This is a genomic window from Methylovorus menthalis (genome assembly GCF_020523625.1).
Taxonomy (GTDB): domain Bacteria; phylum Pseudomonadota; class Gammaproteobacteria; order Burkholderiales; family Methylophilaceae; genus Methylovorus; species Methylovorus menthalis.
Genome location: NZ_JAJAQH010000006.1, coordinates 1,031,622 through 1,055,735, shown reverse-complemented (window position 1 = coordinate 1,055,735; position 24,114 = coordinate 1,031,622). Strand labels below are relative to the sequence as shown.

At 54.5% G+C, this 24,114-nt stretch carries 19 protein-coding genes and 2 tRNA genes; 5 read left to right on the top strand and 16 right to left on the bottom strand.

Annotated elements, in window-relative coordinates:
- Positions 1-9 precede the first annotated feature (9 nt).
- Positions 10-2,088, bottom strand: coding sequence for a bifunctional tRNA (5-methylaminomethyl-2-thiouridine)(34)-methyltransferase MnmD/FAD-dependent 5-carboxymethylaminomethyl-2-thiouridine(34) oxidoreductase MnmC (gene mnmC, locus LG204_RS10905; protein WP_230337294.1), 2,079 nt, complete (start codon positions 2,086-2,088; stop codon positions 10-12).
- A gap of 143 nt (positions 2,089-2,231) precedes the next feature.
- Here mnmC and LG204_RS10900 point away from each other — a divergent pair, with 143 nt between their 5' ends.
- A complete protein-coding gene (locus LG204_RS10900) occupies positions 2,232-2,759 on the top strand; it encodes a class I SAM-dependent methyltransferase (RefSeq protein ID WP_230337293.1) in 528 nt (175 codons plus the stop codon).
- Between the two features lie 7 nt (positions 2,760-2,766).
- Here LG204_RS10900 and LG204_RS10895 read toward each other — a convergent pair whose 3' ends face one another.
- The 12 genes from LG204_RS10895 to LG204_RS10840 form a co-directional block, all read right to left on the bottom strand.
- Positions 2,767-4,056, bottom strand: coding sequence for an SAM-dependent methyltransferase (locus LG204_RS10895; protein ID WP_230337885.1), 1,290 nt, complete (start codon positions 4,054-4,056; stop codon positions 2,767-2,769).
- Positions 4,057-4,098: 42 nt separating this feature from the next.
- Positions 4,099-4,905, bottom strand: a complete 807-nt coding sequence (locus LG204_RS10890; RefSeq protein ID WP_230337292.1) for a DUF1365 domain-containing protein — start codon at positions 4,903-4,905, stop codon at positions 4,099-4,101.
- Positions 4,898-6,136 carry an NAD(P)/FAD-dependent oxidoreductase gene (locus LG204_RS10885; RefSeq protein WP_230337291.1) on the bottom strand — a complete coding sequence of 413 codons (1,239 nt, stop codon included), beginning with the start codon at positions 6,134-6,136 and terminating at the stop codon, positions 4,898-4,900. The genes LG204_RS10890 and LG204_RS10885 overlap by 8 nt, the downstream gene beginning before the upstream one ends.
- The gene (locus LG204_RS10880) at positions 6,133-7,080 is read right to left on the bottom strand and encodes an acyl-CoA desaturase (RefSeq protein ID WP_230337290.1); all 948 of its coding nucleotides are present in this window, start codon (positions 7,078-7,080) and stop codon (positions 6,133-6,135) included. The genes LG204_RS10885 and LG204_RS10880 overlap by 4 nt, the downstream gene beginning before the upstream one ends.
- Positions 7,080-7,658, bottom strand: a complete 579-nt coding sequence (locus tag LG204_RS10875) for a lipocalin family protein (protein WP_230337289.1) — start codon at positions 7,656-7,658, stop codon at positions 7,080-7,082. Before LG204_RS10875 ends, LG204_RS10880 begins: the two co-directional genes overlap by 1 nt.
- A 2-nt stretch (positions 7,659-7,660) precedes the next feature.
- Entirely contained in the window at positions 7,661-8,293 is a 633-nt protein-coding gene (locus LG204_RS10870; protein ID WP_230337288.1) for a DUF6134 family protein, read from the bottom strand.
- A 1-nt stretch (position 8,294) separates the two neighbouring features.
- A complete protein-coding gene (locus LG204_RS10865) occupies positions 8,295-9,083 on the bottom strand; it encodes a DUF1295 domain-containing protein (RefSeq protein ID WP_230337287.1) in 789 nt (262 codons plus the stop codon).
- Positions 9,076-9,627 (bottom strand): DUF2878 domain-containing protein, encoded by a 552-nt coding sequence (locus LG204_RS10860; protein ID WP_230337286.1) that lies wholly within the window; start codon positions 9,625-9,627, stop codon positions 9,076-9,078. The genes LG204_RS10865 and LG204_RS10860 overlap by 8 nt, the downstream gene beginning before the upstream one ends.
- 14 nt (positions 9,628-9,641) lie before the next feature.
- Entirely contained in the window at positions 9,642-10,688 is a 1,047-nt protein-coding gene (locus tag LG204_RS10855) for an SAM-dependent methyltransferase (protein ID WP_230337285.1), read from the bottom strand.
- Positions 10,689-10,714: 26 nt separating this feature from the next.
- Positions 10,715-11,644 carry a MerR family transcriptional regulator gene (locus LG204_RS10850; protein WP_230337284.1) on the bottom strand — a complete coding sequence of 310 codons (930 nt, stop codon included), beginning with the start codon at positions 11,642-11,644 and terminating at the stop codon, positions 10,715-10,717.
- A gap of 399 nt (positions 11,645-12,043) precedes the next feature.
- On the bottom strand, positions 12,044-12,745 hold the full coding sequence (locus LG204_RS10845; RefSeq protein WP_230337283.1) for an anti-sigma factor: 702 nt from the start codon (positions 12,743-12,745) through the stop codon (positions 12,044-12,046).
- A 3-nt stretch (positions 12,746-12,748) separates the two neighbouring features.
- A complete protein-coding gene (locus LG204_RS10840) occupies positions 12,749-13,312 on the bottom strand; it encodes a sigma-70 family RNA polymerase sigma factor (RefSeq protein ID WP_230337282.1) in 564 nt (187 codons plus the stop codon).
- 95 nt (positions 13,313-13,407) lie between these two features.
- On the opposite strand from LG204_RS10840, the gene LG204_RS10835 reads away from it, so the two are divergent.
- From LG204_RS10835 to LG204_RS10825, 3 genes are all read left to right on the top strand, one after another.
- A complete protein-coding gene (locus LG204_RS10835; RefSeq protein WP_230337281.1) occupies positions 13,408-15,213 on the top strand; it encodes a pyrroloquinoline quinone-dependent dehydrogenase in 1,806 nt (601 codons plus the stop codon).
- 60 nt (positions 15,214-15,273) lie between these two features.
- Positions 15,274-16,446, top strand: a complete 1,173-nt coding sequence (locus LG204_RS10830; RefSeq protein ID WP_230337280.1) for a phospholipase A — start codon at positions 15,274-15,276, stop codon at positions 16,444-16,446.
- A gap of 195 nt (positions 16,447-16,641) precedes the next feature.
- On the top strand, positions 16,642-19,785 hold the full coding sequence (locus LG204_RS10825; RefSeq protein WP_230337279.1) for a methyl-accepting chemotaxis protein: 3,144 nt from the start codon (positions 16,642-16,644) through the stop codon (positions 19,783-19,785).
- A gap of 93 nt (positions 19,786-19,878) precedes the next feature.
- On the opposite strand, the gene LG204_RS10820 is transcribed toward LG204_RS10825, so the two are convergent.
- On the bottom strand, positions 19,879-20,802 hold the full coding sequence (locus LG204_RS10820; RefSeq protein WP_230337278.1) for a choice-of-anchor A family protein: 924 nt from the start codon (positions 20,800-20,802) through the stop codon (positions 19,879-19,881).
- A 386-nt stretch (positions 20,803-21,188) separates the two neighbouring features.
- Between LG204_RS10820 and LG204_RS10815 the strand changes: the two genes are divergently transcribed.
- On the top strand, positions 21,189-23,180 hold the full coding sequence (locus LG204_RS10815) for an acyltransferase family protein (protein WP_230337277.1): 1,992 nt from the start codon (positions 21,189-21,191) through the stop codon (positions 23,178-23,180).
- Positions 23,181-23,406: 226 nt separating this feature from the next.
- Here LG204_RS10815 and LG204_RS10810 read toward each other — a convergent pair.
- Positions 23,407-23,482: transfer RNA gene (locus tag LG204_RS10810), tRNA-Glu, on the bottom strand.
- 90 nt (positions 23,483-23,572) lie between these two features.
- Positions 23,573-23,648: transfer RNA gene (locus LG204_RS10805), tRNA-Ala, on the bottom strand.
- Positions 23,649-24,114: the final 466 nt, after the last annotated feature.

Here is a 24,114-nt window from a genome sequence, read left to right as displayed (position 1 = left end):
AAACCGATTTTACGAGGGATAGGCAGCGAGGCCAAGCACCAGGCGCTTAAGCCCCATGCTGCGCAGCAGAAAACGATTGGGGTCCAGTGCCGCGAGGAGTTTGCTATCGACGGGGGCAGGCTCGTCGGCAATGGCACTGGCCAGCATCTCGGCGCACAGCGGAGCATTGATCAGCCCTTTGGAGCCATGCCCGGTATTCACATACAAGCCCGGCAGCCACGGCAAGTCCGCCGGGTTGGCCGTGTGGCGCGGTGGCTGGGCTTGCAGGGCTGCTGCATCGAGTATGGGGCCGGCCATGGGCAGGTAATCCGGCGTGGCGGCACGGAAGGCGGTGCGACCTTCCAGTGCATCAAGGTCCAGCGGTGGCAGGCTGGCGTGCATGGCGGGCAGGGTGCGTGCCAGCATGGCAAGGTTGCTGGCATGGTCCTGTGCCTTGACGCTGGTATCGGCATCTTCCGCATCAAAGGTGGCGCCCAGGCAATGGCGGCCTTGCACGGCGGGGCTGATGTAGCCATCGCTGCAGACAATGGTGTTCAGCGGCAGATTCGTGGCAGCGGCTGGCAGCATGGTGATCTGCCCACGCACATTTTGCAGGGGCAGATGGGCCGTCAGCTCAAAGCGCGCGGTATCGGTGGCGGCAGCGATCACCAGCACGGGTGCCGTCTCCAGCAAACCATCTGCGCCCATGACCAGCCATTCGCCATGCTGATGCTGGATGGTCATAGCCTCTGCAGACATGCGCTGACGAATGTTGGCATGGTTCAGCAATGCACGGCAGAAGGCGGGGGGATGCACCCAGCCGCCTGCTGGAAAATACAGGGCATCCTGCGCTACCGCCTGTCCGGCAAGCGCACTGGCTTCAGCACTGGAAAGCCATTGCACGAGATCCGGCGGCAAATCACGCGCGGCTATCGCCAGGCAGCGTTCGCGCTCGCGCGTGTCGTACGCCAGCTGCAGCAAACCACAGCGCGCATGGTCGGCTGCGCTCAGTTGCAATTGCTGCAACAGGCGCAAGCTATGTAAAAACCCATGCTGGGCGAGGCGGCTCAGAATGATATCTTGCCCTGCCAGCCGCGGGTAAAGCACCCCCAGTGGATTGCCGGAGGCGGCTTCGGCAATCTGCGGGTGACGTTCGATCAGCGTGACTTGCCAGCCGCGTTGGGCTAAGGCATGACTGGTCGCGCATCCGGCAATGCCGCCGCCAATGACAATGGCTTTGCCTGTTGAGGGTGGGGCAGGGCGCACAGGCGCTGAATGACTTTGCCCGGCGGTGGATGCTGACCCTGAGATAGCGACGGATGCTGTGGCATCTTGCGCAGTTGCTTGATTAACGGATTCGCCAGTGCTTTGCTCAAGCGGCTTGCCGCCAAAATGTCCGGCAAGCATCTCGCGTTTACGGCCATAGCCGGGTACTTTGCGCACCACAAAGCCAGCCGCCTGCAAGCCGCGTTTGACGATGCCTGCGCTGGTGAAGGTGGCAAAGGTGGTCTCGGCATGCGAGAGGCGAGCCATCTGCGTAAACAGGGGCGCCTGCCACATCTCCGGATTGCGCGACGGCGCAAAGCCATCAAGAAACCAGGCATCGACAGTAGCTCGCAGAGTGGGCAATGTGTCCGCCACATCGCCAATCAGCAGCGTCAACACCACGCGCCCATTCGCCAGCGAGAGCCTGTGCATGCCGGGAGCCAGCCATTGATAGTGGGCCAGCAATTCCGCGCTGTAGCGGGAAAACTCTGGCCAGCTGGCCCAGGCCTGCTGCATGTCAGCTAGGCTGAGCGGGTGCTTTTCGGTACTGATGAAATGCAGGCGGGCGTCATGCGGGGCGGTTTCTTCCCACAGTTGCCAGGCACAGAGCAGGTTGAGCCCGGTGCCAAAACCCGTTTCGGCTATGGTGAAATGGCGTGCCTGATTCTGCATGGCCGCATCAGTGTTTTCCTGGTGAGGCTGAGCATGCATGGCGAGCCAGCACTCGCGCAGCTGGTTGTGCTGCAGAAAGACATGGCGTGTTTCATCCGGCCCGCTCTCACGCGAGAAATAGACATCCTGGTAGACCGTGGAGTAGGGCTCGCCATCGCGCCATTCAATCATGGGCGTGCCTGCGTGTAGAGTATCTGGCTTGGGCTTGCATGCTGAGGTGTAAGTTCTGGGGTAGCTGTCTTGAAAATACTGCGCTGTATAATACGATATATGCGCACCCTATACATCCCCCATCTCCCCGTTAGTGTTGCCAGATGACGCCGCTACCGACCAATGAAGCTTCCGCGTGGTTGCGCCAGCATCTCACCGGGCTGGCAGCCGGTGCTTATGTGCTGGATGTGGCGGCGGGCTATGGCCGCAATACGCGCTGGCTGGCAGCTCAGGGATTTCACGTCGAGGCCGTGGATATTGATGCGACTGCATGCATAGGCTTAAGCAAGCTCGCCAATGTTGAAGCACTGTGTGCAGACCTGGAATCTGACCCCTGGCCGTACGGGGAACACCGCTTCGATGCCGTAGTGGTATGCCGCTACCTGCACCGGCCATTGTTTCCTTCGCTGTTATCCAGCATCAAGCCCGGCGGTCTTTTGATCTACGAGACCTTTATGCGCGGGCAGGAGCTGCTGGGGCGACCGCAGAACCCTGACTTTCTGCTGGAGCCAGATGAGCTGCGGCAATTAGTCACGCCAGGGTTTGAGGTGCTCGCTTTCGAACAGGGGCTGTTCAAGCAGCAGACCCCCGTGATGATGCAGCGTATTTGCGCCCGCAAGCAGGCCGGCTGATTCAGGCTTAAGCGGCAGCCACTGGCACGCGGCGGTTGTCCGGCTTGACCAGTAGCATGTGCACATCGCCCAGCGCACGCTCGGCAAAGCCGCCCTCGCAATAGCACAGATAAAACTCCCACATGCGAATAAACTCATCCGGATAGCCTAGGGCCCGGATGGCGGTTTCATTGTGGAAGAAATTATGGCGCCACTCGGCCAGAGTGCGGGCGTAGTGCGAGCCGATGTCCTCCAGGTCAAACAGGCGCATATCGCTCGCCCGGGTAATGCTTTGCAGCATGGCCGTGACCGAGGGAATGCAGCTGCCGGGGAAAATATAGCGCTGGATGAAATCCACCGAACGCCGTGCCGCATCATAGCGCTGGTCGGCGATGGTAATGGCTTGCAGCAGCATCATGCCTTCCGGCTTTAAAAGACGGGCACACTGCGCGAAGTAGGTATCGTAAAACTGATAGCCCACGGCCTCGATCATCTCGATCGATACCAATTTGTCGTATTGGCCTTCAAGCTCGCGATAATCCGTCAGCAGGATGCTGATCTTGTCGCCTAACCCCGCTGCCGCCACGCGCTGTTGCGCCAGGTCATATTGTGCTTGCGAGATGGTGGTCGTCGTCACCTTGCAGCCATAGTGGCTGGCGGCATACATGGCAAAGCCGCCCCAGCCGGTGCCGATCTCGACTACATGATCCGCCGGGCTGAGCTGCAGCTTCTGGCAGATACGCTCCAGCTTGTGCAGGGAGGCTTCTTCCAGTGTCATGTCATCCCGCGCGAATACGGCAGAGGAATACATCATGGTGGGGTCCAGAAACAGCTGGAACATGTCGTTGCCCAAATCATAATGCGCGGCAATATTCTTGCGGCTGCCTTGCTCGGTATTGCGATTTAGCCAGTGCAAGCCTTTCAGCAAGGGTTTGAACAAGCGGGCAAAGCCGCCTTCCAGCGTATCCATCACGTACTGGTTGACCGCCATGAGACGAATCAGCCCGGTGAGGTCATCACACTGCCAGTAGCCTTGCATGTACGCTTCGCCAGCACCTATGGATCCGCCAAAGGCAATGTCGGCATAGAAGTGGGCATCCAGCACAGTGAGATGCACACGCAATCCTGAACCCGGTTTGCCAAAATGCAGCGTTTCCTGCTGCTCGCTCACGATAAGCTCGCCCTTGTTCAGGCGGGCCAGGCGTTGCAGCACCAGCTTTCTGGCTAGCGATTGCAACCAGCCCGCTTTTTGCGGCAAGCGGGTGATCGGGCTAACGGTCGGCAGGGCGGGCTTGGATGGCATGGATTTCAGGCTCATGTTTTTCATGGGTGACTCAGCTAAGATCAAGGTTGCAGGGAATCATGGTTGTCGGGAATCGGCATGGTGCGGATGACTGAAAAAGGGCACGCGTTTCAGCCACAGCCGCAGGGCTTGCCAGTAAATCGCGCGTATCACATTCAGCGTCATCAATGGATATTGCAGCAGCAGCAGGTTAAGACGAACTCCGCTCAAAGGCTGCCGCTGCAATTGCAGGGTGGCATCAAACATATTGCCGTCAGCATGCAGGTTGCGCATGTGCACATTCAATTCGACGCCAGGCGCCGTAAAAAACCAGTCGTACTCAATATCCATGGGCATGAACGGCGACACATGGAAATCCTTGTGCATGGCAAAGCGAAAGCCACCTTTTTGCGGGCCATCGCAGTTCAATACATAGGCGTGGCGCTCGCCCCATGGCGTGTTGGTAATGTCGGCGACGATGGCGCGCAGCGTTTCGCCATCAGCATCAAAGCAATAATAAAAACTGACCGGATTGAAGCAATAGCCAAAGTAGCGCATATGCGTGAGCAGGCGGATAGGGCCGGTCAGCGTGATGCCGGTTTTCTCATGCACCCGTTGCTGCACCGCCGTCTTGAGCGGCACAGTCGGGTCGCCCAGATAATCACTGCGCTTGAACCAGGCCAGATTGCGTCGGCCAGATGACCATAACCAGCGCTGCCTGAATAGCGTGGGCAGCTCGTCGAGATCGAGATACATCATGAACAGCCGGTAGCGGAAGGCATGCAGGACAGGCATAAAGCGGCGATGCCGGACCATGCCGCTGTAGATCGCACTCTTTGGCGTCTTCAGGCTGTTGCAGGTGTCAGAATGACGTGCATCAGGCATGCTTGAAATGCTCCAGCGCACGCAAGGCGCTGACCACGCCATCTTCATGAAAACCATTGCGCCAGTAGGCCCCTGCATAAGCGGTGCGATTGACGCCGCTGATCTCCGCATGGCGCAGCTGGGCTGCCGCCCCGGCAGTGGTGTATACCGGGTGATGATAAGTGAGCCTTTTGATGACCTTGTCTTCGGCAATACCCGCGGTATGGTTCAGCGTCACCAGCAATGGCTCGCTGGACTGCAAGCCCTGCAGGATATTCATGTTGTAGGTGACCGCCACCCGGTCTGTCGGCGTCGGGGTCACGTGGTAATTCCAGGCTGCCCATGCCAGCTTGCGCTTGGGCAGCAGACGCCGGTCACTATGCAGGACAATGCTGTTTTCCTGATAGGGAATCGCCCCCAGCACTTCGCGCTCAGCTGGTGTTGCATCCGCTAACAAACGCAGGGCCTGATCGCTGTGACAGGCAAAAAATACCCAGTCGTAGAATTCTTCTGTGCCACCTGCCGGGGTAATGGCGACCGCGTTTTCCAGGCGTCGCACCTGGCTTACCGGCGTATTGAGGCGTATGCGATCTGCAAACCCGGCGGTCAGCTCCTCTGCATAGCGGGCCGAGCCGCCGCGTATGACGCGCCATTGCGGCCTGTCGTTGACGGTGAGCATGCCGTGGTGATGGAAAAACCGCACAAAAAACCGGGCGGGAAACGCCAGCATCTGGCGGGGCTCCGTTGACCAGATGGCCGACCCCATGGGGATGATGTAGTAATCGATAAAATCCTGGCGGTAGCCGTGGCGCGCCAGATATTCACCCAGCGGAATTTCTTCGCCTTCCTCCAGCAGCTCCAGGGATTCACGGTTGAAGCGCAGGATGTCATTGATCATGCGATAGAACGCAGGCCGCAGCAGATTGCGGCGCTGGGCAAATAGCGAGTTTAGCGTGGTGCCGTTATACTCCAGCCCGGTTTTTTCACAGCGCACGCTGAAACTCATGTCGCTATCCTGCCAGCCCACGCCGATCTCATTCAGCAGCTGGATGAAGTTGGGGTAAGTACGGTCATTGAACACGATAAAACCAGTGTCCACCGCATAAGACTGGCCCTCATGCTGGATGTTGTGCGTATGCGTATGGCCGCCAATGTAACTTCCCGCTTCAAATACGGTGATGTCATGTTCGCGATGCAGATGATAAGCCAGCGTGTTGCCGGCAATCCCCGCGCCTATGATGGCGATTTTCATGATGTGCTCTCAGTATTTACGCGGCGGGCATTGCGGATGTCGGCAGGCACGCTGCGCAAATCGCGAATCAACCCCAGCGCCTGCAAGGCTTTCAGGCCATACCAGGTAATGTCGATCTCCCACCAGTAAAAGCCCTGGCGCGCGGCCCCGGGATAATGATGATGGTTGTTGTGCCAGCCTTCGCCCAGGGTGAACAGGGCAATCAGCGCATTGTTGCGGCTCTGGTCAGCGGTCTGGTAGCGGCGGCTCCCCCAGTGGTGTGCCAGTGAATTGACGCTGAAGGTGGCGTGGTAAAGCAACACGGTAGAGATGACAAAGCCCCAAACCAGCATCTGCCAGCCATTGGTGCCCCATTCGGGCCTGATGCTTTCCAGCCAAGCGCCCAGCGCATAAATGCCAACGGCCAGCAGCAGGGGCACCACGATGTCAAACCGATCCAGAAAACGTAACTCAGGAAGCGCGGCCAGTTCCTTCACACGCTCGGTGCGGGTAGCAAAATGCGCGTCAGATAAAAACCACCCTACATGGCTCCAGAAAAACCCATGATGAACGGGGGAGTGGGCATCTTCCACCCGGTCTGAATTGGCATGGTGATGGCGGTGCATGGATGCCCACCACAAGGGCCCGCGCTGCACGGCCGTCGCCCCCAGCAGCGCGAATAGGAATTGCATAAGGCGACTGGTCTTGAAAGCGCGATGCGAAAAATAGCGATGGTAAAACCCGGTAATGGCAAACATGCGCACCAGATAAAGCAGGCCCGCCACCAATACGGCAACCGGGCTCCAGCCTACCCAGATCACTGCCAGGCAGGCGAGGTGCAAGCCGACAAAGGGCAGGGCGCGCAGCCAGTCTACTTGCTTGCTCTGAGGGGCATCGCTTGCCGGTATGGCAGAGCTATCCAGCCAGCGCAACAGACGTTGCTGCAGGGGTCTTGCTTGCGGCATTAGTGCGCCCCCTTGGTTGATGTCGCGGGCAAGGTTTGCTGCGGCACTTTGCGCAAGGCGCGGCTATCGTAGCCCAGCGCAATTACCTCGGCGACCAGCTTCTGGTAAGTGTCTTCGCTGATCTGCGGCTGCCGCGCCATGATCCAGACATAGTCGCGTGCATTGCGGGCAATGATGGTGTGCTGATAGTCGCTATCCAGATAGGCAATCAGGTATTCCGCTTTGATGGGCCAGATAAACTGCATGCCCCATACGGCATTATGCGTGCCTTCGCGGACAAAGCCGCGTGGGTTATAGGTTTTGAGCGGGCCATCAAGCGCGCCCTTGTTGAAGGTGAAGGTGGTGGCAATGGTGCCATCCTTGTCCAGCTGGTAAGACTCCACAGCGTTATAGGCTTCGGTTTCAATCGCGGTGGGAATCACGGCGATGACATACCATGGCCCCATGAAGCGGGCGAGATCAACCTCGGGTACCGGCGTGATGGGTGGCAGCTGTTGCGTCGCACAACCGCCAAGCAGGCTGGCGACAAACGCGGCAACACACGCCAGGCTGCGGGATTTGAAACGGGAGTTTTGCATGATTAGCGTAGCCTGTAGTTGATGATGTAGCCTTCCGGCGTGGTAGAGCGCAGTGCCAGCCATTGCTGATCACTGGAATACCACAGGTCTATCTTGAGCTTGGGCGCCTCCAGCCGGTAATGCTCGGCATCGGTGGGCTGGCCTTTCACGGGGATGCTTTCCTTGCCCAGCGCGGTAACTCTGGTGTCCAGGTACTCGCCGGTCTGCGGATTCAGCAAGCGCGACTGCTTCAGCATGGCCGGGTTCCAGTAGGCAAAGGTCATCACGCAATCGCCCAGCGTTTTGGGCTTGGGAGATTGCAGCACAAAGGCGGTTTTATCTGTACTTTTGTCCAAGGCACCTTTGACGATGGTGGTCTCGCGGTTTTCTTCGGTACGTGCCTCAATCGCACCGAGGCAATTGCCATTCCACTGCTCTTTGGCCGTGTGGCGATAGCGATAGGCATTGACGAATAAAAACTTCACATCAAAGCTGGCCTCGCTGGTGAGGCTGCGTTGGGCGCCGTTTTCTTCCAGCGCAAAGCGATGCTGGCCTATGGGTTTTTCATCCAGAAAAACATTGAATTGCCACTCTTGCGCTTGCGCACTGTGGCAAACAAAGGCCAAAGCAATCCCGCTGACGTGCCAGAGTTTCATATCATTGCTCCTTGGGCAGGCTGGACTTGGGAAACCAGGGAAAGAATGCCGATGTGGTTTTTACATACTCGGCGTAAGCGGGGCGCCGCTCCCCTATATCCTTTTCCAGCAGAGCCACACCACTGACCTTGAGCAGCAGCAGGGTCATCAGCAAAGGTCCGGGCAATGCCCACCAGGCACCTGCTGAGAGCGCCAGCAAATAGAAGCCCCACCAGATGCAGAACTCGCCGAAGTAATTCGGATGGCGGCTGTAACGCCACACGCCACGATCCATGACGGCACCGGCAGGCGCGCTTACCTTGAAGCGGGCGAGTTGCCAATCGGCAAGGCTTTCCCATGTCAGCCCGGTGAACCAGAGCACAACCCCCAGCACATCGAGCCAGCCGAGAGGAGTACTTGATAGCAGGCTGCCCAACAAGGGCAAGGAAACCAGCCAAGCCAGCAATGCCTGCAAACCAAAAATGATGTAAAGGCTTTTTAGCCAGAAATGCGGTTCGTTATTACGCCGTATGGCCTGATAGCGATGATCTTCATGCGGGCCGCGATTGCGCCAGCTGAGGTAAATGGTCAAACGGAGTGCCCAGACGGTGACTAGGGCGAGAACCAGCCAGCTGCGCGGTTCCATGCTTGATCCCAGCCAGGCATACACAGATGCTGCCAGCAGGAAGAACAGGCTCCACATGCTGTCGACGATGGTGACGTTATGCCTATAAACACTGATGCCCCAGCCTGCGAGCCCAAATAGGCCCATGGCGGCCAGCCCCTGCAAATAAATGCTGCTGTCAAACATGTGACCACCCCTGTTGATGATGGGATGCAGGCGCGTAGCCATCAAAGCGTGCCGCCAGCCATAACAGCAGTGGCATCAGGCAAGCCCAGCTGATGGCGAGCACCAGCCAGCTGACATAGCCGGGCGAAATGGTGATGGCACCAAGGCGGCTTGCCGCCAGATAGGCCAGTGGACCACCTATCAAGCCGAATACGGCCGCTAGCGGCACGGAGGCTCGCAGCCAGCGCAGACTGACATTGAGCGTGGAGGCAAACAGCAGCCAGAGGCATAGCATCCACGCGGGCAGCAAACCGCCTGGCCATGCACTTTCAGGATAGCTCACCAGATTGAATGTCAGCATGGTCTGATCGCAAAGGCCACCGATGATGACGGCGAGCGTGAGCAACTTGATTTCTTGGCCGGGAAGCAGTGCCTGACGCAGATGCCAGTACAAAATGGGCAATGTGCATGCCACGCCCAACCAGGGCAGCGCATGGCCTCCGCCCCAGACGCACGCCATCCAGCCCAGCTGAAACAGCACAAAGTTGATCACTTTTAACGACATGAGTGGGAACGAACTCAAACCGCAGGGCGCTCAAACTGATAGTGGCTGACCCACCACTCCTGGCCGCGGTTGTAGCCGAACAGCTCCGCGCAGGACATGAAGAAAATGCGCCAGCGATTGCGCCACATTTCAACCTGTTGCGCCCCATACGTAGCAGCCAGAATGGGCTCGATGGCGGCGCCATGCTTATCCATGTTATCCAGCCATGCGTTGGCCGTTTTTTCATAGTGCGTGCCATCCCAGCGCCACATCTGGCGCAATTGCAGATGTTGCTGAAAACGCAGGGGAACATCGTCACTGGGCATCATGCCGCCAGAGAAGAAAAAGCGGCTCATCCAGTCATCATCCCCCGCGACTTCAAAGGCGTATGGTGTCAATTTATGCACGAAAATATGCATGAAGAAGCGCCCACCTGGCACCAGCCAGTCATGCACCTGCTTGAACATGGTCTGGTAGTTACGCATGTGTTCAAACATCTCGACCGAGACGATGCGGTCAAACTGCACACCAGGGTTGAAGGTGTTCATATCGCAGGTGATGACCTGGATGTTGGGCAGGCCACGACGCATGGCTTCAGCCACAATGTATTCACGCTGCGACTTGGAGTTGGAGACGGCGGTGATCCGGCTATTGGGATAATGCTTGGCCATCCACAAGGTCAATGAGCCCCAGCCACAGCCCAGCTCCAGTATGGATTGCCCATCCTGCAGATCGGCATGCTCACAGCTCAGCTGAAGAGCAAGCGCTTCTGCTTCTTCCAGCGTGCGGGTATTTTTGTCCCAGTAACACGAACTGTATTTGCGATGTTTTCCCAGGCAGTGCTGGAAAAACTGGGCGGGCACTTCGTAATGCTGGGCATTGGCAAGCTCGGGTACCAAGGCAATCGGCGCCTGCCGCATGCTGCTGACAAAAGCGGTTTCAATATCAGCGGCGGCAGCGCAGTCTGTCGCTGCAATATCCTGCAGACGCACTTCCAGCAGGCGCCGGATACCTGCGCGTATTGCATAATCAGGTACCAGTCCACGTTCAGACCAGTCAATCGCCAGTTTGGTCACTTGCATGAAAAATCCTCAGTAAATACGGCTGGTTAAACGCTTGCCACATTCAGGCTTTGCGCAAATTTGTTCTTGAATGACTCGGCAATGCGCTTGAAGCTTTGCTCAATGTCCATGCCCAGCGGCACGGCGCCTGCATCCTTGATGGCGTCATGCAGGGTGACGGAGGATTGGCCACCCACAAACACGGGCACATTGGTTGCGTTCACCAAATGTGTCAGCTGGCGTTTCATCAAAGATGCATCTGTCATGAACGAGGCAGAAAGGACGATCCCGCGCGATTTGGATTGCACCACGGCGGCTGGCAGCTCTTCCATCGGCATATCGGTGCCCAGCAGAATGCAGCGGTAACCATGGTCGTAGGCGCTCAGCGCAAACAACAGAATGCCAGCTTCGTGACGTTCACCCGGCATACAAGCTGTCAGCAGGGCAGGGCCATAATCGCGACGTTTGCGGTGGTGAAAGCGGGCGCCCAGCTTGTTGCGCAGATACACACCGAAGAAGTGCTCCTCGGCCACAGTGCCATCGCCCCGTTCCCAGCGTTCGCCGAGGCGGATCAGCATCGGCATCAGCAGCATGTCGGTCACAATTTCAATGGAATAGAGCGATAACGCTTCGTTGTAGGTGCTCTCAAGCACCACCTCATCAAAATTGGCAACTGCCGCCGTCATGCGGGTGATCAAGCGGTTCCAGAATTCTTCTTCTTGATTGCTGTAGGTATTGGCCTCGCCAGAAATCAGCGAAAAATTGATGCGGCTGATCGGGATGCCTTTGTCCAGGAGATCCACCACCCTGTGCAAAATGGCAATCTGGTCTTTGGTATACAAGCGATGCCCTTTTGGTGTGCGCACTGGCTCGATGAGCCTATAGCGCCGTTCCCAGGTTCGCAGGGTGACAGGGTTGATCCCGGTTAATGCCGAGACGGTACGTATGGGGTAAGCATCTACATCTGGATTAGGCATGTTACTGACTCCTGAGAAGGAAATATTGTTGTTTTAATAGTGAGTACTTTTTGCTTGCATGACTCTTGTTATATTTCGATTCAAAACCTATGCAAAAGTTTAATTTATTTATACATCAATAACTTATTCAATAAATAGTTATTCAATACTTATTCAAATAAGGCCTATTCAATCCTGCAAAAAAGGTATACAACCGGTATAGATCTATATACGTTGCGGCCTGAAATTTGGATTCAATCATTGCACCGAGTACGAATACTGATTCTGTGCGCAAGGTGGACAGGCATGGGCTCGCAAGAGTGCCTTGCCCATCAGCTGCATAAGCTCTTGGTGCACAAGCGTTAGGCCAGAAGCTGGAGGGAAAGGCTGGTTTACCCGAAACCAGGTGCCAGCCTTACGCTAAATTTGGGCGAGCTTGCCTTGGTAAAGTACAGGGCCTGTTGGCGAACCCGTAGGCGAACCGCCCTGTGGCTCAAGGCTGACAGCCAGTCCGCCCTTATCAAGCGCGGCGAGGAGCGTTGGGGGGATGGGCATGCTGGCTTTGCCTTGCTGCGGCAGAATGCCAAGCGAGACGGGGGCGGATTTATCGGCAGGCAACATCCAGAGTTCGAAGGATTTATCAGGGAAAGCTTGCAGCGAAGGCAAGGCGGCCGCATGCATCTCGGCTTTGCCATCGGCACTACGGGTCAGGCTAAGCATCCAGCCGGCCTTGGCATCACTATCGGTCAATACGGCGACATTGGGCGGGGCGGGAGATGTGACACCAGCTGGCTGCTGCGCCTGTAACACCATGAACACGGCCAGGACTACGACAAAACTGCTAGCGGCAAGTGCCAGACCACGCCACCAGTTAAGCGCGGACCGCAGGCGTTGTCCATACAGGCGAATCTCGATGTGTTGCCATACCTCTTTTCGCGGAGTAATGGCGGGGACCATGTCGGCTAGCAGATTAAGCCTATGCCGCCACCAATCAATGGCGGCCTGCCAGTCGGGCCGGGTTTCAACCAGCCGGAGAAAACGCAGCCTTGCCCTGCCACGCAGGGTGCCGAGCACATATTCGGCTGTCAGCATGTCTTTCAGTTTTTCGTTGTCGTAATTCATTTCTCAGGCCTTCGCAATGCAGTTTTTCAGGGACTGCAATCCACGGCGTATCCAGGTCTTGATAGTGCCTAGCGGTTGTATCAATTGCTGCGCGAGTTGTTCGTGTGCCAGCCCATGGAAGTAACTCATGGCAATCGCCTGGCGCTGAAGTGGTGCCAGGGCTTTCATACAATTCAGCAGCACATGGGCTTCCTGGCCTGAAATGGCCTGTTCGATGGGGCTAAGATCTTCCGATGCCCATTGATCAAAATCCTGTCCTTCCCCCAGGCCGTGCTCATGAGGCATGGCGCGCAACAGATCCAGGCAGCGATTGCGCATAATGGTGGTCATCCACGTCATGGCCGAGGCTCTGCCTTCATTAAAGCTGCCGGCATGGTGCCAGATACTGACAAATGCATCCTGTAGGGCCTCCTCAGCCAGATCACGCCTGGTCAATATACGTATTGCGAGGCTGAATAGTTTCGCGGATGTGGCATCGTAGAGTTTGCTGAATGCATGCCGGTCTCCTTGCGAGGTCTTGGCTAGCAGCAGGGAAAGTTCGGCAGGAGATATCGGGGAGGTGGCCATTATGCTTATTAGTCTGGTTGGTGGTATGGCATTTGATAAGTCTTTATACTCCGGCTCATGCTAGAAACACTCCCGGCTTTAATCAAGAGGTGGATATGACAACAACAGGCAAAAGCCTTGCTGCACAACTAGTTTCACTGATTTTTCTATGCATGCAGCTGGTTACGGCCACCGCACAAGCGGCTAGTGGCAGCGAGCAGATTCAGCACCCGCAAAAAGCCGAGTGGCCAAGCTTCGGTCGCGATTACACCAATCAACGTTTTGCACCTTCCACCAGCATCAATCGCCAGAACGTGAGCCAGCTCGCTGAAGTCTGGCGTTTCAAGAGTGGAGTGGTGGGCAGCTTTCAAACCACGCCTATCGTGGCGAATGGCGTGATGTATCTTTCCCTCCCATACAACCACGTGGTGGCATTGGATGCGCGCACGGGCAAGGAGCTCTGGCGCTATGAGCATCAGCGCCGCCCTGAGTGGAAAATGTGTTGTGGCCCGGCCAACCGCGGGGTGGCAGTGGCTTATGGCAAGGTCTTCATGGGCACGGTCGATGCACGCCTGATCGCGCTCGATGCAAAAACTGGCAAACTGGTCTGGGATATTGATGCGGTCGACCAGGCGGTGGAAACCGAGGGGCAGGCATCTCTGGATAGCAAAGACCCCAACAGCCGCGCCAAGGTGTCAGGCGGCACCGGCATCGGCATTGCCATGGCGCCTATCGTTTACAAGGGCAAGGTGTTGGTGGGCATCACCGGGGTCGGTTACGGCTTGCACATTGATAATCCGCGTGAGGATGCACCGCTGGGCGCGGTGATTGGCTTGGCAGGGCGTTATGGCCGTCCAGGCTTTATTGCGGCATTTGATGCCGAGAGCGGCAAGCGCGTATGGCAGTTTGATACGATTTCGCCCGAACACTGGCTGGGCCAATTTGCCGTCAAGACCGCCGATGGCATTACGCTGGATCGCGATGTGGCGACCGAAAAGGCCCAGGCCAAACTGCATCCGGATGCCTGGCGTTATGGTGGCGGCTCGGCCTGGAGCACACCAGCGCTGGATCCGGTACTGGGCCTGCTTTATTTTGGTACGGGCAATCCATCGCCACAAATGAATGATATTGAGCGGCCGGGCGATAACCTCTATACCGTTTCCCTGGTGGCGCTGGATATCGAGACTGGCAAGCTGCGCTGGCATTACCAGCAGGTACCGCATGACCTCTGGGGTTACGACCTTGCCAGCCCGCCAGTGCTGTTTGAGTGGCAACATGATGGCAAAACCATCCCGGCGGTAGGCCAGGCCAGCAAGACTGGCTTGTTTTATGCCCATGACCGAGCTACTGGGCGTTTGCTGTTCAAGTCTGAAGCCTTTGTGCCGCAAAAAAACCTCTTTCATAAAGCCAGCAAGGAGGGCACCACGCTTTACCCCGGCATTTTGGGGGGCGCCAATTGGTCCCCTGTAGCATTAGACGCGACTGCGGGGCAGGTTTACGTAGCCGCCATACACGCGCCTATCACCTATACGCTGCATGAGTCTGTCGATGCCGATGGCAAGCCCTTGCGCTACACCTCATCCGAGCCTGCGGAAGAACCACGCTGGGGTCTGCTGTCGGCGATCAGTCTTGCCAATGGCAAGATTGCCTGGCAGCACAAAACAGCCCAGCCTTTGGTGGGCGGCGTGCTGGCAACCGCGGGTGGACTGGTATTTACCGGCGAGGGCAATGGAAACTTTGCCGCGTATGATGCCTCCAACGGTAAGCTGCTATGGCAGGCAAAGGCGGAGGCAGGCGTGAATGCACCCGCCATCAGTTATGAAATCGATGGTGTTCAATACATTGCGGTGGCCGCTGGCGGCAACGCGATTTTCGGGTACAAACAAGGCGACAGCGTGCTTGTGTATGCATTAGGCAAATAAATGCCAGGCCTCTCCTTGTGACCAGTACCCGCTTTAATAACGACAACAAGAAAGGCCTGCATGACAAGATTACCTTTCCCGCTGGCGCTAGCTTTGGCGCTGGCATTCAGTACGCCAGCGTTTGCTGAGGATTCCTGGATACTCGCCAGCCAGGGTGAATCATTGACCACTGGCCAGAGCCTCACTCTGGATGTGGTGAAGCCGGACAGCTTGGCAGCTTGGCCGCAAAGCTTGCAGTTAAAATTGTCAGGAGGAGGCATCAGCGAAACCGTTGACCTCACCCTGCAGCCCTCTAACAGCAGCGCCCAGGCACGTCGCCAGTACGCAGGCGTGGTTCGCTCCGCATATAAAGGGATCGTGCGGGCTGACCTGGTGAATGCGACCTCCAACCGCATTCTGCTGGTCGCCGCGGATGGCGACAGCAGCCCGCCCATGCAAGTGGTCAGCGCCGCACAGGCCAAGGAGCCTGCAGCGACGGATGCCCCGCCCAAACTGGTGATTGCCAAGCCCGGTGAAGAGCCAGCGCTGACGGCGAATGATCCCATTTATTTTCTCCTGGGATCCAATGATGAGCGCGGCGAAGATGCCCGCTTCCAGATTAGCTTCAAATATCGCCCATTCGCCCCAGATGGCGCAGTGGCTGATTTTGCCCCCTTCCTGACCAATCTCTATTTTGGATACACCCAGACCACCATTTGGGATATTGGCGAGAAGTCCAGTCCGTTCAGGGATACATCGTATCGCCCCAGCCTGTTTTACGAATGGGGTGGAAGTGGCCGCGGCCTGATGCCAGATGACTGGCGTGGTGGCGTCGAGCACGAGTCGAACGGGCAAGGCGGCGTGGATTCACGCTCTATAAATACCGCCTTTGTACGCCCAGCCTGGCATTGGGCCATGCCAAGTGGCCGCAGTCTGAGTTTTATGCCCAAAATCTATCAGTACCTCGACAAGGAAGACGGCAACTCCGACATACAGCGCTATCGCGGTTATGTTGACTGGCAGGTGCGTTATGGCCGTGAAGATGGTTTGATGCTGAATGGCCTTTACCGCCAGGGCACCGCCGGATACAGCACGGGACAAGTCGATGTGACATACCCCATCAGCGACAAGATATTTAACCGGACAGGTGCGTTCATCCACTTGCAGGTGTTTTCCGGCTACGGCGAAACCTTGCTTGGTTACAACCGCAATAACGATACGCAAATACGCCTGGGCTTATCGCTCACACGGTGATCAATAGTGTAGAGCAATGGAACACCTGTCTCGATACGGTACAACTCAGTCTTGGCGCCCCATGGCAGTGTCTGGCGTGATTAAAAATTAAGGTATTGATTAAATGATGTAATTTATTTTTTGTGTGATATGGCATGCGTCTTGCGCTATCCCAAGAAGGCGTCCGTCCGGACACCGGTCGAGGGGAGAGCTTACATGCTGTTAAATTTCAAATCCATACAAACAAAAATAGCCGTTGTTGCTGGTATTTCATTGCTGGCAAGTGCTGCCATCCTGGTAACCTTCGGCTTCATTTCTTCAAAAAACAACCAGCAAGTGGTGTCAGAGCAAGTGTCCGGTCTGGTCGACCAGAATACACGAGAGAGTCTGAAAAACCTGGCGGGAGCCGAAGCTGGCAAAATCCAGGCCAAATTTGATGTGGCGCTGGATGCAGCACGCACCATGGCGCATACCTTTGTGCTATCAAAAGACACGGCCGAAAACCTGCCGCTGGGCCGCGATCAAATCAACGCCATTCTGCTGAGTGTGTTGAAAAACAATCCCGACTTTAACGGCACCTACTCCTGCTGGGAGCCTGACGCGCTGGATGGGCAGGATGCCCAGCACCGCACGGGTAAAAATGGCAACAATGCGATCACTGGTCGCTTTACGCCATACTGGAACCGCGATGCCAAGGGCAATATCGCCGTGCAACCGCTAGTGGAGTACGACACCCTGGACAAGCACCCGAATGGCGTCATGAAAGGCGGCTGGTACATAGGCCCACATGACACCGGAACTGAAAGCGTGCTCGACCCTTTCCCTTACATCGTCCAAGGCAAGCAGGTATGGCTGACCACGCTTTCTGTGCCCATCAGCTTGCGCGGCAAGTTTTATGGCGTCGCCGGTACCGACTACAATCTGGCATTCGTGCAAAAACTGGCTGAAGAGGCTGACAAGCAATTGTTTGAAGGCAAGGGCGAGGTCGCCATTGTCAGCAACATGGGCTTGATCGTCGGCGATAGCGAAAACCCCGGCATGGTTGGCCAGGCGTTCAACACGCTGGTAGGCGATGGCGCGGCTGAGCAGTTGGCAAATATCCAGTCTGGCGCAGCCAATGTCAGCGTCAACGACAAGAGCGGTCAGATGCTGGCATTCGCTCCTATTAACCTAGGTCGTACCGGCAAACCGTGGGCTGTGATGATCAAGGTACCAACGGCGGTGGTGATGGCCAAGGCGCATGCGCTTGATCAGGAGCTCTCCTCACGCGCCACGCATAACACGATACTCCAGGTGGCTGTGGGAGTCGGGGTGGCGTTGGCAGGCATTCTTTTCTTGTGGTTCGCTGCGGGTACGATTTCCCGTCCCATCCGCCATGCTGCTGATGCCGCACGCAAGCTATCCCAAGGCGATACTTCTGCCGTCATGTCGGTAAAAACCCGCGATGAGACCGGTCAACTGATGACCGCCATGCAGGGGATGTCCGATTCCATCAAGCGGTTGATCAGTGATACAACCATGCTGTCGCAGGCTGCGATTGAAGGAGAGCTGGCGACCCGCGCGGATGGCCAGCAACACCAGGGGGATTTCCGCAAGGTGGTCGAAGGCGTCAATGCCACGCTGGATGCCGTGATTACCCCGTTGAATGTGGCGGCCAATTATGTAGACCGCATCTCGCATGGCGATATTCCGCCACTTATTACGGACAATTACAACGGTGATTTCAACAAGATCAAGCACAACCTCAATACCTGTATCGAGGCCATCCAGAATCTGGTGAGCGAAGCTGGCCATCTGGAGCGTGCCGCCGTTGCCGGACAACTGTCTGTTCGCGGCGATCTTAAGCGTTACCAGGGGGAGTTCCGTCGCGTGGTGGAGGGCTTTAATGCCACGCTGGATGCCGTGATTACGCCACTCAATGTCGCTGCGACGTATGTCGACCATCTGGCCAAGGGGCAGTTTCCACCCAAGATTACCGATGCTTATGAAGGTGATTTCAATATCATCAAGAACAATCTGAATGACTGTATTGACGCGGTGAAGGGACTGGTGCGCGATGCCAGCATGCTGGCCAACGCTGCAGCGGACGGCAAGCTGTCAGTCCGCGCCGATGTCAGCCAGCATCAGGGCGATTATCGCAAGGTCATCGAAGGCATTAACGCCACACTGGACAACGTGATTGGCCCGCTGAATGTCGCCGCGGATTATGTGGCACGCATTGCGCAAGGAGACATCCCTCCGGTGATTATTGAGCAGTACGCAGGCGACTTTGCCATCCTGAAAAACAACATCAATACCTGTGTTCTCGCCATCAACAACCTGGTCAAAGATGCCGAGATGCTGGCAGATGCTGCGCGGCAGGGCCAAGTGACCGTGCGGGCAGATGCCAACCAGCACTCCGGTGATTTCCGGAAAATTGTGCAGGGGGTGAATGCCACGCTGGAAATGATAGTGACGCCTATCGTCACGGTAAAAGAGGCCACCGAGGCCATCAACACCGCTGCGCAGGAAATCGCGCAGGGCAACGTCGATTTGTCGCAGCGCACCGAAGAGCAGGCCGCCTCTCTGGAAGAGACTGCATCCAGCATGGAGCAACTGGCGGCTACTGTGAAGCAGAACGCCGATAACGCCATGCATGCCAATACGCTGGCGACGGCTGCTTCCGGTGTCGCGGTCAAAGGCGGTGCGGTGGTAGCCGATGTCGTCAAGACCATGGCATCGATCAATGAAAGCGCACACAAGATCGAAGCGATTATTACCGTCATTGATGGCATCGCATTCCAGACCAATATACTGGCGCTCAATGCAGCCGTAGAAGCAGCAAGGGCAGGCGAGCAGGGCAGAGGCTTTGCTGTGGTTGCTGGTGAAGTTCGTACACTGGCGCAGCGCTCTGCTTCGGCAGCCAAGGAGATTAAGGAGCTGATTACGGATTCGGTGGATAAAACCATGGCCGGCACTCAGTTGGTTGAACATGCCGGCACCACCATGAGCGAGCTGGTCAACTCGGTAAAACGGGTCAGCGATATCATGAGCGAAATTGCCTCGGCCTCTTCAGAGCAGAGCGAAGGTATTGCCCAGGTTAACAAAGCGGTGACACAGATGGATGAAGTCACCCAGCAAAACGCCGCCCTGGTTGAAGAAGCGGCTGCCGCTGCAGAGTCACTCATGATGCAGGCGGAAGAGCTGAAGTCGGCTGTCAGCGTATTCAAGCTGGATCAATCGGCATCTGGCGGTGCAGTTCGCCTGACAGCCGTGAGCAAGAAGAATACGCCCCGCGCGCAGCCAGTGAGGGCGCTAGCCAACAGCAAGCCTGTATTGGCTGCCATCAATACGGAGGGCGATGATTGGCAGACCTTCTAGAGATGCATAGGGCGATATCAATAGGGCATTGAATGCGATGCCCATAAAAGAAAAAGCCCCGCAAGTGCGGGGCTTTTTTACAGCCATTGCCAGTTAAACGTAGTAACGGCGTCTTGTCGCCATGAAGCCAATCAGGCCCAAACCTGCAAACAACATCATGTAGCTCTGTGGCTCAGGTACTGCCGACACTGGAATCGTGATATCAGCACCGGTGAAGTAATGGTTGGCGTTGATCTGAATATTTGAATTCCATGCATTCACGATCACGTTGCCGTTGATCTGACCGCCACCACCTTCTACCGTCGCAAATGGCGCAAGAATGGAGCCATAAACGCCGACATTGTTGAAATTCAATGTGGTTGCTTCATAGAAGTTGAACAACACATTGTAGCTGCTGAAGCCATTAGGTGTACCGCCCTGGAAACCAGCCACTGCACCGCTCACGTTGACGATAATGGTCTGGTTGGATGCCAGCTGGGCAAAGTTGGAGTAGTTCACGGAATACAGATCCGCACCGCTCACGTTAAATACTTGCACAGCACTGGTGCCATCGCCAGTAAAGGTAACGCCGCCATATTGATAAGTTGCTGTGCCATTGGCGCTCAACTGGGAAAGCGAGGAAGACAGGGCAATCAGCTCAGTTTTTTCATCGGAAAATGAAAAGGGTGCCGTACCACTGCTAATGGTGGCGCCGCCACCCAGGCTGGATGTCGTGCTGGTGCCGGACACATAAGCATTGCCATTATTAATGGAGCCATTGCTGTAGTTGAGATTGCCACCGACCACCAAAGCGTAACCGTTGTAAGGCTTGTTGTTGGCGTTAACACTGTAACCGTTGACGGTTGTGTTTCCGCCGACCGCCACTGCGCCTTCAGTATCACTATATTGGCTGTTGAAAGTAGAAAATACGAATGCGTTGAATTTGCCCGCAACCCCCAAATCAACTGCAGCATTTGCCGATACAGTCAGCGTCATGAATGCGAGTGCCAAAACGGCCTGCGTTATTTTCTTAAACATGATGAATTTCCCCGGATTATTTAAGTTATGGGCGCATTCTAATGGCGGGGAACTGGAGGGTATATAGTACCTTAGTACTAGTGAAGGCTTTTGAAACAAGAATTTGTCACTAATCGTATTTAAGATGATGTGCTGGCTTCGTTCAGCAGAAAAGACAGAGCCCCAAGTTTTTCAACTTGAGGCTCTGTCTTTTTGAATCTACCGGTCAACTTTTTCAGTTAACCAGTGGACGCTTAATTGGCGTCCCCGCCGCAAGCAGTATATTTAAACGTAATCAGCAAGAAGGGGCGGCGACTCGACCATGAAAAAATGCGATAAAGTAATAGTGTAATGTCATAAAAATACAATAGCATTCATTAACTTACAACAATATTCGAAACATAAGCATGAAAAATTACAAAAAATTCAGGGATGACATCACATTTTTGCGCGCAATCAGCGTGCTGATGGTGGTTATTTTTCATTTCCATTTTTCTCATTCAAAAGGCGGATTTATAGGAGTTGACGTATTTTTTGTCATATCCGGCTTTTTGATGACTCAGATAATTGAAAATGGGTTGCGAGAAGGCAAGTTTAAGTACTCCCAATTTTTAATATCAAGAATCAAGCGAATCTGGCCTGCAATGGGAGTTATGCTTATCTCGTTATTACTTGTAGCAATTTTCTTCATGTCTCCGCTAGACACTAACATCATTGCCAACCAAGTGCTGTATGCCGCTGGCTTCATCTCCAATCACTTTTACTTGAGCACTTCAGGTTACTTCACTGCTGATAATGACAGTAGGTGGCTTCTACATACATGGTCGTTATCGGTGGAGTGGCAGTTTTACATGATTTACCCATTCATCTTGATGGCGAGTCGTAAGCTAGTTAACAAAATTGCTGGGCATGAGTCTGAGGCCAGGGTCGAGAAACTGCACATACTGATACTTGCCAGCTTAGGAGCAGTATCGCTATGGATTTGCATTTATTTCTCAACAAAAAATCCGTCCATTGCATTTTTTATCTTGCCAACACGCGCATGGGAAATGATTGCGGGAGGATTGGCATTCTTTGCCTTCCGACATCTTCAGCTATCTGATATCCAACGACAAATCATCAGCATCCTCGGGATCACAGTGATTGCAGGATCCTTCTTTGTCATAGGTCGTTTGGAACTGGAGAAACTATGGCCAAGTTATTACGCGCTATTCCCCGTCATTGGGGCAGTAATGGTCCTATCATCAGCATTTGGTAATAGTCGAATCTTCAATAATAAGGCGGTGCAGAGCATAGGGCTTTGGAGCTACTCAATTTATCTGTGGCATTGGCCATTGGTAGTTCTTTTCGGCATAACCCATTTTGAAGAAAACTACCACCTGGCGAGCAAAATAATTGGATTTCTGCTGTCGGTGACCTTAGGGTATTTATCCTATAGGTTTGTTGAAACATCCAGTCTGAAAAGTACTAAATCACAGATTCTGGCGCTTAGAAAACCTCTTTCCGTTATGGCCGGTGCTGCATTCATAGCTGTTGCCCTGATCAGCCTAGGCGGGTTGAACTTCAAGGTCTCAGGCAATCCGTATTATGCAAGCCTGATCAACTTACCCAAGGTCAAAGAGATACCATCAGCATGCGGTAATATAAGAACACCCGCCGCAGACCTCAAGACATGCACCATTAACAAAGGCACTCAAGCCAAGGTGTTGATTATTGGTGATTCTCATGCCGGACACCTTTACCCATGGTTTTATGAAAAATCTCCCTTGACTACGGATTACTTAATATCTAACGGATGCCCCCCACTTCCAGGATTTAATAGCACTAGTGTGGGGTTTTACTGTAATGATTTTGCCGATTCCGCTTGGAAAAAGGCATTTTCAGGAGATTACAAAATTGTTTTTGTATCTATGAACTGGAGAGCTTTTAATTCGAGCAGCCATGGCATGTGCCGGGTGGTTGGTGATCGTTGTGTTTCCAAGGAGTCAGATCCGGAAAATAATCCGCGTACGATCTTGGAGCGGCTTATAAGTAAAGCCAATGACAAAAAAATTAAATTAGTGATACTAGGGCCAACCCCCTTCTTTGATCATTCTGTACCAGAATATTTGTATAGAGAGGCTTATTGGTCAAATGAAATTCTCCTCACGCTTCGCGCTAACAATTTTGTTAAAGGCAATGAGGAGCTGGTTCAAATTTTCGAGTCAGCCTCAAAAAAATTCCATCCCCATATTTTTTACGAGCCTTTGGCGAATCTAATCTGCACCGAAGATATTTGCCAAACCTATGATTCTGAGTTGGATATGCCTATTTTCAAAGATACTGATCATTTCAATCCAAACTGGATCGTTGAAAAAGGGGATGTGCTCATGAAATACTTTGACGATAGCTCAAATTAAAGAGGCATAGCAAAAAGAGATAGCCCGGGGATGTCGATAGTTTTCCAGGTCATTCTATAGGCAAGTGGCATACGCATAATTTAAAGATGGGGCAGGCGGATAACAGAAAAGCAAAAGGGCCTACATCTCTGTAGGCCCTTTTGCTTTATTACTACCCTGTTTTTTTTTGACGCGCTTCGACAGCTTCAACTTCACTGTCGATTCATCCCTAAAACAGGGGATAAATTGGCGTCCCCACGGGGATTCGAACCCCGGTCGCCTCCGTGAAAGGGAGGTGTCCTAGGCCTCTAGACGATGGGGACAAGAGAGGCAGTATTCTACACTACTTTTGCATTAATTCAAACTTCTAAATTAAGCATTTTTTTACTTTCCGTAACCCAGTCAGTGAAGACTGGTGGAGGTAAGCGGGATCGAACCGCTGACCTCTTGCATGCCATGCAAGCGCTCTCCCAGCTGAGCTATACCCCCGAAAAAGTTGCGCCATATTAATGACCGAAGCCGCGCCTGTCAACGACTTTTAGCGAGATGGCCTAAAAAACTTTGGCCCTTCGACATCATGAGGAAGCAAAATCAAAGCTAAGCCGATGATGAAAAAGATGAATCCCTGATGCATTTGAATTTGCCCGATTTTGCATGAAGGAAACCTTGCTCTCGAATATGCAAATCAGCCATATGCTGCGAAAAAAAAAGCCCGATGAAGAACTCGGGCGAAAAGGGATTGAAGTTTGCAGTTTTTGCACTGCATCTCACCATAGTCCGGCTCATGGTGACGTGTAAAGCCATAGACTGGTTGCATAAGTAGTTGGGGATTTATTTGAATTGATCTAGTGAGTTTGCATTTCAAAGAATCTGGACAGCATCCACTGAAATCGAATGAATGCGTTGCAGATGAAGGTCATCATTAAGGTAATTCTTACATGGGTTTGCTGTTTTA